At 40.6% G+C, this 224-nt stretch carries 1 protein-coding gene; it reads right to left on the bottom strand.

The window, feature by feature from the left end; translation table 11 throughout:
- On the bottom strand, window positions 1-224 hold a 224-nt coding region (locus tag V6255_RS18455; protein ID WP_341629429.1), incomplete at both ends, for a proline dehydrogenase family protein.

Below are 224 nucleotides of genomic sequence, written 5' to 3'. Positions count from 1 at the left end.
GGCAGTTGCTTCTTTACGTGTATATACCGGATAGTCTGCAAAAACATTTTGTTGAGATAATTTAATTTCAGTATCCCAATAAGCGACTTTCACTAAACGTAAAGGGATCACATCCCCCTGTTCCTTTGCTAAAGCAGCTATCCATGCCAATACAGGTAATGCGCGCTTACTGTATGTTTGAATAACAATGCCTATCTTTCCCCAACCTTGCGTTGTAGGATGAC

It is taken from the genome of Psychromonas arctica (assembly GCF_038155225.1).
GTDB lineage: Bacteria > Pseudomonadota > Gammaproteobacteria > Enterobacterales > Psychromonadaceae > Psychromonas > Psychromonas arctica_B.
Note: the sequence above shows the minus strand (reverse complement) of the source record. Positions and strands in the feature narration are given on the sequence as shown.